Annotated in this window: 14 protein-coding genes; 4 read left to right on the top strand and 10 right to left on the bottom strand. The window is 34.1% G+C overall.

Going from position 1 to position 14,106, the window contains the following annotated elements:
* Positions 1–252: 252 nt before the first annotated feature.
* Together ACS3UD_RS15440 and ACS3UD_RS15435 are read right to left on the bottom strand one after the other, a co-directional pair.
* Positions 253–1,320: a 1-aminocyclopropane-1-carboxylate deaminase/D-cysteine desulfhydrase gene (locus tag ACS3UD_RS15440; RefSeq protein ID WP_308138757.1), complete on the bottom strand. Its 1,068-nt coding sequence runs from the start codon at positions 1,318–1,320 to the stop codon at positions 253–255.
* A 56-nt stretch (positions 1,321–1,376) separates the two neighbouring features.
* Entirely contained in the window at positions 1,377–1,601 is a 225-nt protein-coding gene (locus tag ACS3UD_RS15435) for a glutaredoxin family protein (protein ID WP_308138758.1), read from the bottom strand.
* 165 nt (positions 1,602–1,766) lie between these two features.
* On the opposite strand from ACS3UD_RS15435, the gene ACS3UD_RS15430 reads away from it, so the two are divergent.
* On the top strand, positions 1,767–2,624 hold the full coding sequence (locus ACS3UD_RS15430) for a hypothetical protein (RefSeq protein WP_440977695.1): 858 nt from the start codon (positions 1,767–1,769) through the stop codon (positions 2,622–2,624).
* 95 nt (positions 2,625–2,719) lie between these two features.
* On the opposite strand, the gene ACS3UD_RS15425 is transcribed toward ACS3UD_RS15430, so the two are convergent.
* From ACS3UD_RS15425 to ACS3UD_RS15405, 5 genes are all read right to left on the bottom strand, one after another.
* Positions 2,720–3,742, bottom strand: coding sequence for a DmpA family aminopeptidase (locus tag ACS3UD_RS15425; RefSeq protein WP_308138760.1), 1,023 nt, complete (start codon positions 3,740–3,742; stop codon positions 2,720–2,722).
* Between the two features lie 36 nt (positions 3,743–3,778).
* A complete protein-coding gene (locus ACS3UD_RS15420) occupies positions 3,779–4,687 on the bottom strand; it encodes a D-2-hydroxyacid dehydrogenase (RefSeq protein ID WP_308138761.1) in 909 nt (302 codons plus the stop codon).
* Positions 4,688–4,776: 89 nt separating this feature from the next.
* On the bottom strand, positions 4,777–5,640 hold the full coding sequence (locus tag ACS3UD_RS15415; RefSeq protein ID WP_308138762.1) for a nitroreductase family protein: 864 nt from the start codon (positions 5,638–5,640) through the stop codon (positions 4,777–4,779).
* An 81-nt stretch (positions 5,641–5,721) separates the two neighbouring features.
* Positions 5,722–6,546 carry a DegV family protein gene (locus ACS3UD_RS15410; RefSeq protein WP_308138763.1) on the bottom strand — a complete coding sequence of 275 codons (825 nt, stop codon included), beginning with the start codon at positions 6,544–6,546 and terminating at the stop codon, positions 5,722–5,724.
* Positions 6,547–6,604: 58 nt separating this feature from the next.
* On the bottom strand, positions 6,605–6,853 hold the full coding sequence (locus ACS3UD_RS15405; RefSeq protein ID WP_213927208.1) for a GIY-YIG nuclease family protein: 249 nt from the start codon (positions 6,851–6,853) through the stop codon (positions 6,605–6,607).
* 194 nt (positions 6,854–7,047) lie between these two features.
* Between ACS3UD_RS15405 and ACS3UD_RS15400 the strand changes: the two genes are divergently transcribed.
* Positions 7,048–7,743, top strand: a complete 696-nt coding sequence (locus tag ACS3UD_RS15400; RefSeq protein ID WP_308138764.1) for a 5'-methylthioadenosine/adenosylhomocysteine nucleosidase — start codon at positions 7,048–7,050, stop codon at positions 7,741–7,743.
* 110 nt (positions 7,744–7,853) lie between these two features.
* Here ACS3UD_RS15400 and ACS3UD_RS15395 read toward each other — a convergent pair whose 3' ends face one another.
* Both ACS3UD_RS15395 and cls read right to left on the bottom strand, forming a co-directional pair.
* On the bottom strand, positions 7,854–8,744 hold the full coding sequence (locus tag ACS3UD_RS15395) for a diacylglycerol/lipid kinase family protein (RefSeq protein ID WP_308138765.1): 891 nt from the start codon (positions 8,742–8,744) through the stop codon (positions 7,854–7,856).
* A gap of 67 nt (positions 8,745–8,811) precedes the next feature.
* Positions 8,812–10,257 (bottom strand): cardiolipin synthase, encoded by a 1,446-nt coding sequence (gene cls / locus ACS3UD_RS15390; protein WP_308138766.1) that lies wholly within the window; start codon positions 10,255–10,257, stop codon positions 8,812–8,814.
* Positions 10,258–10,440: 183 nt separating this feature from the next.
* Here cls and ACS3UD_RS15385 point away from each other — a divergent pair, with 183 nt between their 5' ends.
* On the top strand, positions 10,441–11,328 hold the full coding sequence (locus tag ACS3UD_RS15385; RefSeq protein ID WP_308138767.1) for a DMT family transporter: 888 nt from the start codon (positions 10,441–10,443) through the stop codon (positions 11,326–11,328).
* 13 nt (positions 11,329–11,341) lie between these two features.
* Positions 11,342–12,532 (top strand): O-antigen ligase family protein, encoded by a 1,191-nt coding sequence (locus tag ACS3UD_RS15380; protein ID WP_308138768.1) that lies wholly within the window; start codon positions 11,342–11,344, stop codon positions 12,530–12,532.
* Positions 12,533–12,539: 7 nt separating this feature from the next.
* Here the strand turns inward: ACS3UD_RS15380 and ACS3UD_RS15375 are convergent, their stop codons facing one another.
* On the bottom strand, positions 12,540–13,913 hold the full coding sequence (locus ACS3UD_RS15375) for a helix-turn-helix domain-containing protein (RefSeq protein ID WP_308138769.1): 1,374 nt from the start codon (positions 13,911–13,913) through the stop codon (positions 12,540–12,542).
* Between the last annotated feature and the right edge of the window lie 193 nt (positions 13,914–14,106).

The following is a 14,106-nucleotide window of genomic DNA, read 5'->3' as shown; positions in this document are numbered from 1 at the left end:
AATACTCCAGATCAGATTTCGATTATTTTCTGTTATCCTTATTTGAAATAAAAATTTCAAGCGGACCCTTTTGATCGAATTATTTTCATTATAAAATGAAAATACTGAACTGCAATATATGCCGGTTTTCTATTTTAAAAGCAACAAATTAACAGCTGTTTAATTTATTTGCTTATGTCAATATTGTTTACAAAAATCAGATTTATAGTATATAATATTTTTAGTTAAATTAGCTAATATTGTTAAATTGAATTAAAGTTTAAATTCAACTTGTTTGTTCCCCCATAATTCACCCTGCATGGCATTTTCATGTCCTTCTGAGAATATGCCGGGAATTCCTCCTGTATGAAGAAGCATGACATTTTTGTCTTTAGAAATCAATCCTTTTTGAATCATTTCAATCATTCCCCTGAACACCTTGCCCGTGTAGCAAGGGTCTAGTATGATTGCTTCTTCTCTTGCCATCATATACATGTATTCTCTTGTAACCGGATCTGGAACATTGTATGAAATTCCAACATACCCGTCTTCAATCCACATATCATCGGCAGACACATTAACGTCAAGTCCAAGAAATTTGTTTGTTTCTTCTATCAGTTCCACTTTTTCCCGCATTTCTTCTTCATCTTTATGTGAAACACTTATGCCTACGGGAGTAAATCCTGCATCAAAGTATTTTGCTCCCAGATACAAACCTCCGTAAGTTCCTACAGAGCCAAATCCCGTAAAAACATAGTCCATCTTTATGTTCATTTCTTCAAGCTGATCTTTTATTTCTCCTGCCGTGGTCACATAGCCCGCAGTTCCAACTGGACTGCTCCCTCCGATTGGAATTAAGTACACCTTTTCGTTTTGCTTTTCATACATGCTGACAACCTCATCGGTTGTTTTTTTTACAAGCTCTTTGTATTTTGATTTTCTTACTTCACTTGGCTGGTTTCGGAAGCTTGTATCATCCATGAAAAATAAATCCGCACCCATCATTTTATCAAGTATCAGATTTCCTGTTGCCTTTTCAGGAGCAGGACCATCCATTATTATTCCGCATTTAAGACCGAATCTTGCAGCCACTGCAGCAGTAAGCCTTCCATGATTTGTCTGAGGTCCCCCGTAAGTAAGAAGAACGGTGCAGTCATGGTCTAATGCATCTTTCAATAAATAATCAAGCTTTCTTAATTTGTTTCCTCCGCAGGCATATCCTGTCATGTCATCTCTTTTTATGTAAATGTTTATGCCGTATTTTTTGCTCAAATTTTCAAGCTTGTGTATGGGTGTTTTATACATGCCTGTTTCAATTTTTTTTAAATTTTCTAATTTCATACTTCCTCCAAAAAACAGGCAGATTCCAAAGCTGATTGGAAGCTGCCTGTGTATTATTACAACAATTCATCCAACTTGCTTCTGTTGAACCCTACAACCACTTCATCATCAACAAAAATCACCGGAACTCCCATGTAACCCATCGATAAAAGCTCCTTTTTAGCTTCCGAATCTAAAGATACATTTTTTTCTTCGTATTCATAACCTTTTTCTTTTATATATTCCTTTGCTGCTGTACAGTTCATACATGTTGAACTTGAATATATTTTGATATTTTTCATATTTCCTCCCGAGTTCAAATCATCATAAGTATTCTAACGTTTGATATATTTTATCATAAATCTATATAAAGTACCATAAATATTTCATTTAAACATTTCACAAAAAATTACAAGTTGAATAAAATAGATTATGCAGTTAAGACAAATCATGAAAGGAATGATGTAATGAAGGAATGTACTATTTCCATAAATGCTCCTGGAAGAATTTTAAAAGGAGCAGGTATTCCAAATACTTCTTTTATTCCCGCTTACATATATAAACTCAATATTACTCTTACAAATAAAAGTAACAGCACAAAATTGTGCTCATTCAGTTCAACCATGGGGAATGGAATACGCTATTTAAATAATTTATCACACTCGGGTCCGGATGTGGGACTCGCGGAAAAAGTTACTGCTATAAATCCATCACCAGAAATAGGAAGTAACAATGTTATTGTATTTGCCAACAACATAAATTTATCGCCGGATTCGGTAAATACCCTGACCTTTGATATAGCTTTGTGTGATAAATTAACTGACGAAAGCATAGAAAACTCAGGTGATAAAATATTGCATAAAAGCAAGATAAATTACTATGCGCACCTTATTTGTGAAGACTATACCGACTCTTGCAGTTCATCATCCGTGGCATGTGACTATGAAATGGTTGTTAAATGTGACAATGAAAAAATAAAAAAGGGAGAAACAACCAAATTTTATATTCATTGCAATGCAGGTCAATACGACATGGCCAGAAGCGTCTATGTCAGAAGCATACTTGACGAAGGTCTGGAATTTGTGGGAGATTCAAGCAATTTGCAGCCAAAAAACGTGTATACTTTTAACGGAAAAACCATACTTAAATGGGATGTAGGCAGTCTGAAGCCGGCTGAATCAAAACGCATAGGCTACATGGTCAAAGCAAAAGATAATGTAAAATCAGAAAACAGCTTAAGAAATAAACTTAATTCAAACTGCGTAAATAATTCTGAATACACCCAGTGTCCTGTAAGTTGTGTTTACAGCCTTATTGTTGAATAGCAATACATTTCATATACATAGACGTAACCCCCTTAAATAATAAAAAATGAAGGAGATACCTTCATTTTTTATTATTTTAATATATGGACTGGCTATTATAAGAATTCTCTCAAGCTTTTTATTGTTCGGTTGTTTATTCCTGTCGTAGTATCTGCATGGTACATAGAACTAATAATTGATTCCTCCACTGTCTCTGCAACAGCCTTAAAAACCTGCTCAATAGCATTTTCGTCTATCATTTTTATATCAACTATTTTCGTATCTGAATAGTGATTTACTTTATTTGCAGTTGTAAACGAAATACATATATCCCCGCTTCCGTTGCCAAGATACGATCCTGTCCTTGCAAGAGCCACTGTAGAACGCTTAGAAATACGCTTAAGCTGTCTTTCGCTCAGAGGTATATCCGTTGCAATAACCATAATAATCGAACCTTTATCCTGATCATTTTCCTGTGCTTCCTTAATTCTCTCGCCTACTTTATCCCCGTTTATCGTAAGGTATTTCTTAGAACCAAAATTAGACATTACAATTGAACCAATTGTATAATCATTTCCATCAATCTCCACAATTCTGGAGGATGATCCTATACCCCCTTTTAACCCAAAGCACACCATTCCCGTACCGGATCCCACGGCCCCCTCCTGAAAATCTGAACCGGCATTTTCTATTGCTTCAAAAACATGTTCTTCTTTTACATGGAGCCCTCTTATATCATTTAATTTTCCATCATTGCACTCTGTAACCACACAGTTGACCGTGCCTGTTGAGTTGCCTATATCTTCGTTTTCCCTCAACATGTATCGAACCAGCCCTTCCATAGCAGTTCCAACACTCAGTGTATTTGTCATAATTATAGGAGTTTCAATAGTTCCAAGCTCTTCAATCTGCAAAATACCAGCGCTTTTTCCAAAGCCGTTAATTACGTGGCAGGACGCCATCACCTTTTCCTTAAAAATATTTCCCTCTTTTGGGATAATTGCTGTAACTCCTGTCTTAATGCTGCCATTGTCCAGAGTTACATGACCCACTTTTACACCTTTTACATCTGTTATTAAATTTCTTTTTCCTTTTTTTATGCTTCCGATAGTTATTCCGCTGTCCTTGTCTAAACCCATTATTCCTCCATTATGAAAAAAACTCTTAGCAACAAACTACATTATTATATTTATCAGCCTTTCATTATCTGCAAAGTTTTTTATATTTTGTACTATAAGCTTTACCCATCTCGCCTTATTGTTTTTAACGAGAGCCGAAGCATGAGGAGTAAGGTAAACATTGTCCATCGACCAAAGCTCATCATCACTTGGCAAGGGCTCAATCTCAAACACATCAAGTCCCGCATAAGAAATCAATTTGTTTTTCAAGGCATCCTTTAAATCCTTCTGATTTATAATACTTCCCCTTGCAATATTTATTACTGAAGCTGTCTCTTTCATCAACTTTAAATTTTCTTTATTTATCATATGATATGTTTCTTCGTTTAAATCTGCCGTAACAATTATGTAATCGCTGACAGACATTATATGGTCAAGTCCTCTCTTTCCTGAGTATATCTCTTCAAAATACGGAACATTCAATACGGGTGTTCTCTTATATCCAAGCATTTTAACTCCAAAAGGCTGAAGTCTCTTTGCAATTTCCATAGCTATTGAACCTGTTCCTATAATACCGACTGTCTGTCCCTTAAGCTCAGTTCTCCTAAGAGTATTATCCCACATTTGCACTTTTTTATTTTCTAAATACCTCAATGCATTAGTATTATGCATCAAAATTTTGCATACTACATCTTCCGCTATAGGTATGGAAAATATATCTTTGCCGTTTGTAAGTGTTATTCCTCTTTTTCTGATATAATCCGTATCTATCATATCATAACCTGCTCTGAAAAGCTGAATCCACTTCAGATTAGGAAGCTTTTCCAGTATTTTGACATTCATAATTTCAGGCTGACCTATGAGTGCCAAAGCTTCGGGGCATTGATCAGGCTCAGTATAAAATTGTATTTCAGGAAACTCTTTTGATATTATTTCATGAAATTTTTTGTCTATTATTATTTTCATAAGCTTTCCTTTCTAAAAAATAAAGGGCGCATCACGCACCCTCCGGCTATTGAAAAAACCTGTCTGTCATTAACAGCAATATTATAATGTTAACTTACGCAGTATGCCACTATGCTGTACTCAGAAGGCACTTCATAATCCTTGTCAGGTTTTCCGAATTTCCATTCCAAATCAAACAACGTATTATCAACAATAAGCTGGAAGTAAAGCATTACTGTTCCCATATCGATTTTTTCTTCGTATTCATTTATATCCTTATCTTTTCTTAACACCAGCATTACCATTCCGTTATCATATATGAATCTCCATGGCTGTCTGTTCTTTGTTGAAGGTGCAAGTCTTGCATAGAAAAATGCTTCCAGAAGGCCAAGGTTTGCCAAATCGTCCGGGTCTGCATTATTACCCCACTTATTCATATATACAACTTCGCTGATTTTTAGTCTTTCAGTAGTATTATCCTCAACTATTTTCACATTTGCCTTTGATGGATTATATGCAGAAACATTTTCGTATACTACCTTATTCTTGTTATCATCAAATCCAATAGCAATTAGTGCTGTCAGCTTTTTATCTGATTTAATGTTCAGCTTTTCTTTTACAGCATCTCCGTTGCCGATTGTTATCCAGCATGATCCGACACCAAGCTCAAATGCCTTCAGTCTTATATCCTCAGCAGCATAACTTGTATTTTCAAGAAAATGATCTTTCTCTTCCGATAAAAAAATCAAGTATTGCGGAGCATCCAACATAATGTCATTATATCCGGCAATATTTTTTATATTGTCAAATACTTCGTCTCTGGTCATAAGGATCATTTCTATTCCGATATCCTTAACCAGCCTTTTGCTATCTTCGAAATATTTTGTTAATTTTTGAATAGTTTCAGGATCTACTTCTTCTTTTTTATAGTTCCTTACTGATTTAATTTTTGCTATCAAGTCTTTGTATTCCATCTATTCCCTCCATAAAGTTATTTACATGCTATTTATACCCACTTTTCATATGTTATAACATAAATTTCCCTAAATTGTTGATTAAAATGCTATAACTATTCCTCCGTCATCAGCGTATACAGTGCTTAATCCGGAAGATTTGAAAATTTTGACATCCTTAAATGGATATCTGGCTTTTATATCTTCCTTCAGCTTTTCAGCTTTTTCCAGACAATTAACATGCGTTATTCCCAGTATTGTGTTTTCAAAATCTACATTGTATTCGCCTATCATGTCAATAAGTCGGGCAAATGCTCTTTTTTTGCCTCTCACCTGTTCCTTTAGGACTATTCTTCCTTCACCGTCTTCTCCCATTATGGGTACAATATGCATTATATTTGCTATAATAGCCTTCAAATTAGTTATTCTTCCATTTTTTGCAAGATTATCAAGAGAATCAAGTATAAATAGAGTTCTGACCTTAGAAATGTATTTGTTGGTATGTTCTATAATCTCCGATGTATTAAAATTACCCTCAATCAATTGTTTTACCTTAATAGATATGAGAGTTTCACCTGCACTTGCAGTTTTTGTATCAAAAACATGTACAAAGCTTTCCGGGAACTTTTCTTTAAATTGTTCTACCGCCACCATAGCACTGTTATAAGACCCGCTTAGCTGGCTTGAAATAGTAACAATAAAATTATTTGCTCCACCCTTCAGCTTCTTTATAAAATCATCAGGAGGCGCACATGCAGTCTTTATTTGTTGTCTTGTATTTTTCATTTTTTCTATTAGTATATTTATGTCTAAGTCCTCGTCGATGATTTCTTCGTGATCAATAAGTATTCTAAATGGCACTCTTTGTATTTCTTCGGTTTCTTTATCAAAGTCAGTGCAACTGTCAACAATCAAGTTATTTTTCATACAAATCTCCCCTTGCATCTGTTTTTTTAATTATAGCAAACATTAACACAGTATACAATTAAATTTTGCTACTATTTAGCAACTTCAGCTTTTTTTCTCTGTTCATGTTTTTTATTTGGGCTTCTCTTTTCATAGCATCAACCTTGTTGTCAAATTGCTCAGAGTACTTTAAAACAACAGGCGTTCTTCCTCTTGTATACTTAGCACCCTTCTTATCATTATGTGTTTTTATTCTTTTTTCAACATCTGTTGTATACCCCGTGTATAAAGTTTTATCGCTGCATTCGACTATATATATATAATGCATATTTATGTGTCACCCTCCTCTTAATTGTAGTTATTATTTTATCATAAATAAATATAAGTTGAAGATTTTATTTGCGATACTGTTTCCTAATCTAATATGCTTTGCTTATGCATTGTGTATTTTAACAGCAGTTCCACCGTTGACATTTGTTCTTTGCTATAATAAAATAATTAAAAAAACTAATGAGGGCAGAGATGAAAATAGGAATAATCGGAGCTATGGAAATAGAAGTTAAAGAACTCATCGAATCCATGGAAAACATAAATAAAGAAACTATCAGTTCAGTTGTATATTATGAAGGGCAGCTGCAGGGCAAAAATGTTGTTGTCGCAAAATGCGGAGTCGGAAAAGTTCATGCGGCTGTATGCGCACAGACAATGATACTTAAATACAAGCCTGATGCTATAATTAATACAGGGGTAGCCGGCAGCCTAAGTTCAAAACTCGACATATCCGATATTGTAATATCAGAAAATGTTGTTCAGCACGATATGGATACATCTGGTCTTGGAGATCCCGTAGGCTTTATATCGGGGATGAATATAATAAACATCCCATGTTCAAAGGAACTGGTTAAGCAAATAGAAAAATCTGCAAAAAGTATTGAAAACACAAATGTTTTTACAGGCACCATAGCATCAGGAGATCAGTTTATATGCAATCAGGATAAAAAAGACTATATTGTAAAAAATTTTGACGCTCTCTGTGCAGAAATGGAAGGCGCTGCAATAGGACAAGTTTGCTACTTGAACAATGTGGACTTTTGCATTGTAAGAGCAATATCTGATAAGGCAGACGGTTCGGCTCATATGGATTTCCCCACATTTGTACAAATAGCAGCAAAGAAATCCACAAAAATGATAAACACTCTTTTAAAAAATTTCGTATAGACTGTCAAACGAACAATAATTTAATTATATAAAAGGCTGTTGAAAGATTTTGCCCCGTTGTAAATAAAGGCAAATTTTTCAGCAGCCTAAAATATTTCGCGAATTAAAAACTACGGCACCAATATTTCAATTGCGTTATGCACTGAAGATATTTCGGCTGGAACAACCCCGCCAATATCTCCGTCAGTATCAATGGGTATTTTCTTCTCGCAGTCTATTTTTATATTTTTACCCTGCATGTAATGCACCTTGGGATGAGTTATGTGCTGTCCGTTAAACACTCTGGTAAATATCTGCAGAAGATCCGCATTGTTCGCTTTTTCAAAAATAACTATATCCAAAAGCCCGTCATCTATTTTTGCTTTTGGACATAACTTGTTAAAGCCTCCGGCTCCTGATGAGTTAATTACAAGAAAAAGCAGCGTATTTATATTGTATTCCACTCCATCGATATTGTAATTTATATTGTTAGTGTTTACAAGCTGTCCCGGCACTTCAAATGCCGCTTTAAAATAGTAAGCATACTTACCTAGAATTGTCTTTGCCTCAACTGTCACATCATGAGGAATGTTCATGAAGGCACCGCCGCCCACAACGTTAACAAAATAGTTATCATTAATTTTACCTACATCAATTGTTTTAAAATTTTGTTTCATTAAAAGAGATGCAAAATTTGCATATGCCTTGGGAATCTTCAGCTGAGCGGCAAAATCATTAACAGTTCCTGCTGGCATCACCGCAAGCTTTGTTCTGCACGAACTTTTCATTATTCCGTTTAAGACTTCATGAACCGTACCGTCTCCGCCGCAAGAAATGATCATATCGTAACCCTCTTCACAACCTCTTATGGCTGCAGTCTCTCCGTCGCCCTTTTTTTTCGTCGCAAAAAAAGTAAATTCCACAGCTTCATTTTCCATTACAATTTGCGAAGAACTGAATATTTTCTGTCCCGCAAGCTCCTTTCCCGAAGTGGGATTGTATATAACAAAATATTTTTTCATAATTCACCTTTTTCATCACCTGTTATGTTTAAAGTATATCTTATCACATTTAAATAAAAAATCAATATCATAGCAGTGGAGACAGTAGCCTGCAAATTGATTCTTTGAATCTTATTAAAATCCCTCTTTCCAAATATATTTCCCTGGTAAGCTCAAGGGAGTAGTTTAAGTCATTAAGAAAAATATTGTAAAGTTTGGATGATGTCTCAGTGTCATAGATTATTGCATTGCATTCAAAATTAAGTTTGAAGCTTCTCATATCAAAGTTTGCCGTACCTACAGATGCAACTTTTCCGTCAATTACCAGAGTTTTAGCATGCATAAATCCGTTCTCATATGTATATACCTTAACACCGTACCGGAGCAGCCCTCCGCAATGCCAGTACGTCGCCCAGTAAACAAAAGGATGATCAGGCTTACATGGTATCATTATTTTAACATCCACTCCGGACATGGCGGCAATTTTCAATGATTCAAACACCGATGAATCCGGAATAAAGTACGGCGTCTGGATAAGTATGCTTTCCTTTGCTGAATTAATCATCTTTACATAATTGCTTTTAATTGCCTCATCTAGTTTGTCCGGTCCGCTGTTTATTATCTGTATGCCTACGTTGCCTCTCTGTTTTGTATCCGGAAAATAATGAGGCAGAAACATTAAATCCTCTTTTGACGCGTAGCCCCAATCCAGAAAAAACCTGGTCTGCAGATCTACGACAGCATCTCCTGAAATTCTAATGTGTGTATCTCTCCAATATCCTATTTTTTTATTCAGCCCTACATACTCATCTCCCACATTAAATCCTCCAATGTATGCCGTCTCGCCATCTATTACAACAATTTTTCTGTGATTTCTGTAATTTATTTTAAAATTAAAAAGTGGAAAATTGCTTGCAAAAAATATTGCGATTTTTACTTTAGAGTTTCTTACCTTCTCAATAGTTTCATCGGGCAGATGCCTTCCTCCCATTGAATCATATAACAGCCTGACTTCTATTCCTTCTGAGGCTCTTTTAGCAAGCAGCTTTAAAATGTCATTTCCTAAATTATCATTTTTTATAATGTAGTATTCCATATGAATATGATGCTTTGCATTTTGTATATCATTGATTAAATCATAAAATTTGTCCTGCCCATCAGTATAAATTTTCACTTCATTATTCTGGGTGTACGAAAAATCATGAAAGAAAAGATTCATTTTTATTAAATCCTTGAAAGCTTCCGTATTTTTATCGTTATAAACAAGCTCTCCGCTATTAAACAGCTTCTGCTGTACCCTGATATAATCGCCAAATGTCTTCTTAGCATAAATTTTCATAGTAAATAATTTTTTTCTGCTGAAGTTTTGTGAAAGCAGCAGATAAAACAAAAAACCGACACCGGGAAAAATAAGCAGCACCAAGACCCATGCAAGTGTCGCAGTAGGATCTTTTCGCTCTAAAAAAATTACAACAACAGCCATTGCAATATTGATAAGATATATTATTGAAAACGACCCGAAAAGATCAAACATAACTGCCTCCTTCATTTTATTTGATTATTATTTCTCTTATACTGCACAATATACTTTTTGTTAGATATTGAATTTTAAACTTTTATATGCTAATATGACATTTAGCACCAACAAAAAACCATGCTGTACACAATACGATTTTTGACGCAATAATTAAAAATTCATATAAAAGGCAGGTATACCGTGAAAAAAACGCCCTCAAAATACATAGTACTGATAGGAACATTTTTTACATCTCTATCATCAATCATAATCAGATATTCAGATGCTCCTGCGCTGGTTATTTCCGCATATAGGATGCTTTTTACATCGCTGATGCTTCTTATTCCCGTAATCATAAACAGCAGAAGTGAATTTAAAAAAATATCAAAAAAAGAATACGGATTATGTGCCGTCAGCGGTATTTTTTTGGCACTTCATTTTGCTTCGTGGATTACATCTATTAAGATGACCACTATTGCGAACTCTACAATACTTGTTTCATGCAGTCCGATATTTGTAGCATTGGCAAATTACTTTATAACTAAAGAGAAACTCAGCAGGAAAATGTATATAGGCATCTCATTGTCACTGGCAGGCACTATCATAATAGCCCTTGGATCATCAGGCGATGCTGCCGGCAGTACCATGCTTGGAAACATACTTGCATTCCTGGGAGCAATCTTTGTAGCCTTCTACCTTGTCATAGGCGGAATTGTCAGAAAAAACATAAGCGCCGGAGTATATGTATTCATTGTTTATACATCTTCTTCATTAGTTTTGTTTTTCATGTGTATGGTTTCTAAAACACCCATATATCCATACGCTCCAAAAGAATTCCTTCTGTTTGCGGCTTTGGCATTCTTCTGTTCAATACTTGGGCATACCCTATACAATTACATGATCAAGTATGTTTCATCAACTTTGATTTCTGTTTCAACACTGAGCGAACCTATTTTTGCAAGTATACTAGCATTGTTCATTTTCAATGAAATGCCTTCTATTTATACCCTTTCAGGAGGCATAATAATTATATACGGAATATTTTATTACCTTACGGCACAAAATAAAGAAATTAAATCAACAGATTAACTAAGGAACTAAAATGAATTACGAAATTACAAACCTACGCGTTACAGAAAAAGCAACTTCAAAATTGCATTTAAAACAGCTTTTACTGTTAATTTTATCAACTATTTTCATTCCTGCTGCTTATGTATATGTTTCAGCTATTCTTATATCAGAGCTTTTGAGCAAAAAAGTCAGTATTAATAAACAGTTTTCATCACTTTTAATATATGCATATATGTTAATTGGTTTAACAGCATCTGAGTATAAATTAGTATCCGCATTTTTTGTACTATTAATTTTTTTATGCTGTTATTCTTATAATTTGTTTAGCGCAGCGGAATCAGATTGCATGGAAGCAGCTGTAAAATTATTTTATCTTGTATCAATGGTTGTGTTTTTTATAGGTGTTTTGCAATATATAAATCCGGAATTCACCATACCGTCTAAGTGGGTTTCAAGTAGCTATAGCGTTAACAAACGAATTTATTCAACCTTTTTTAATCCTAATGTTTTTGGATTTTATATAAACTTTATTATATTGCTGAGTATAGAAAAACTTAACTTTAAAAAGCCAGGTCTGGAGCTGATAATATTTTCGGCAGGTATATTCTGCTTATTTTTGACATTTTCAAGAACCGCGTGGATATCTATTGTAGCCGCGTTAATTATTACTTCCCTGTTTAACAGAAAGCGCCTAAAATTTGCACTGATAATTTCTTTGGCAATATTTTGCCTCGATGCACTTCTGGGAACAGGTCGGGCAAACCCCTCAAATGCAGTAGCAGACAGTTCTTTTTTATACAGAATAGAAGTGTGGAAGGCATGCATTGAAATAATAAAGGATAATTTTATATCAGGAATAGGGTTCGGAACCTTGTCCAAACATATTGCTGATTATTCTACTGTTGTGAGCACGGGAATAGAGCACAGCCACAGCATTTATTTACAAGTTTTTACCGAAACCGGAATATTGGGTTTTTCTTTATTTATAATTTTATTATTAAATATTATCAAATTTTTTAAAAACAATTTATTTAAGAAACATAATTCTCATTTCATTACTGCATTTTCTGTATTTGTAATGACAATGATTCACGGTCTGGTTGATTCCGTACCTCTCACGCCTCAAATTATGATGATATTGAGCATATATGCAGGAATTATAAGCTCACTGCACACATTTGAACGCTCTAATAAGAGCATTAAATTACCTCTTATAAATTAAGACATCCTCATTCAATATATGCTGACAGTCTGTCTGCTGACAGTTTAATACATGAGGACTTTTCTATTATTGAATCCATGTATCTTTCAAATATTTTGATTATAGATTTTTCTGTAGAATAATAGAAATTATATGATGTTTCATCGGTATAAATATTTGTATTACCTACCGCAATCGAAGTGGGAGTAAGGAACACAGATGGCGTTTCACAACATAACCTGTTAAAATCAATAGTGTCTGAAATGGAATAGAATTCAATATTTTCATTTTCCCTCATACAGCTGCATATGTTCAAAATATGTTCTTTAACCTGATCCTTGGTAAACACATGTTTTTTCCCGCCTATTTCTATGCGCCCGGTATTGATATAGTGTGAAAGAAGAGATTCATAAACTAGTATTTTTATATTATAATGCCTGGTATATTTATCAAAAATATTGCTCACTTGCTCGAGATATTCCACATGCTCACTCCACTCTTCGCCTTTTATATTAAGTTCGTTATTTTCAATTAAACCACATATAACGTTCTTTGGAATAAAAACTGCCGGGGATTCCGAAAACAATATGCTCTGGTTGTCCTGCATAAACTGATTCATCTGTACATTTGTTTTCCTCAGGGAAATCGGCATGGCATAGCTTAATATTTTCTCCATGTGGCGAACAATTAAATTATAACTACTGGAAATGGATTGAATATATTTTTCATTAAAGCTGTAGTAGCACAAGAAAACCACGTTTTCCAGACTAACCACATTCATAGCAATGGCGTCGTTAATGACTAGAATTTGAGGTATTTCTTCTTTTTGTTTATATATATTGAAATCAATAAAATAATTTCGCGAAATTAAAGAAATAAAGTTATTGCAAAATATTAAAGGGTCATAAGGATACCCGTCAAATGAGGCACACATGTTTATTTTTAAGCTTTCCAGATTCATTTTATGCAGCTTGGTAATAATATCTTCAATGTGATATTCAAATCTCTGAAAAAGATTAAGCGTAGTATTGATAGTTATATTCCTAATTCCGGAATATTCAAGCTGCTGCAGCACCTCAACAATTAAATCCGTTACATCCGAATCCGAAGTAATCACGGAAATGCTTTTACTCATATTGCTTTCCATCTTGGAAAATCCCAGATCTGAATAATAAGCATTTTTTAAATTAATTTTTATTTCATCCGTATCTGTTCCCTCTGAAAGTATGCCTGAAAGCTTTTCGCAAATAGAATCAATGCTTTTTTGTGAAGGAAGGTTTTTGCCTGAAATCCACTTACTTAAATATGTAGGATCGTACCCAAGCTTTTGAGAAATAATTTTTTCTTTTGTTCCTTTTTCGGTTATCAACTTTTTTAATAAATTCCCAAACTGGTTATTCATAACAATACTTTCCTTTCAATTTAATTATTTCACCCAATACAAATTTATAATAAAAATGTTTTCTGTGTTTATATACAAATAATTAATGATACATACATGCATATCAAATTAACCCTATTATACCATAAAAATATAATTAATGAATAAAATTTATATTATTGAAAAAATTGAATTCAATTTAATGCATATTAGT

The organism is Sedimentibacter sp. LTW-03 (assembly GCF_052059825.1).
Lineage (GTDB): Bacteria > Bacillota > Clostridia > Tissierellales > Sedimentibacteraceae > Sedimentibacter.
Note: the sequence above shows the minus strand (reverse complement) of the source record. Positions and strands in the feature narration are given on the sequence as shown.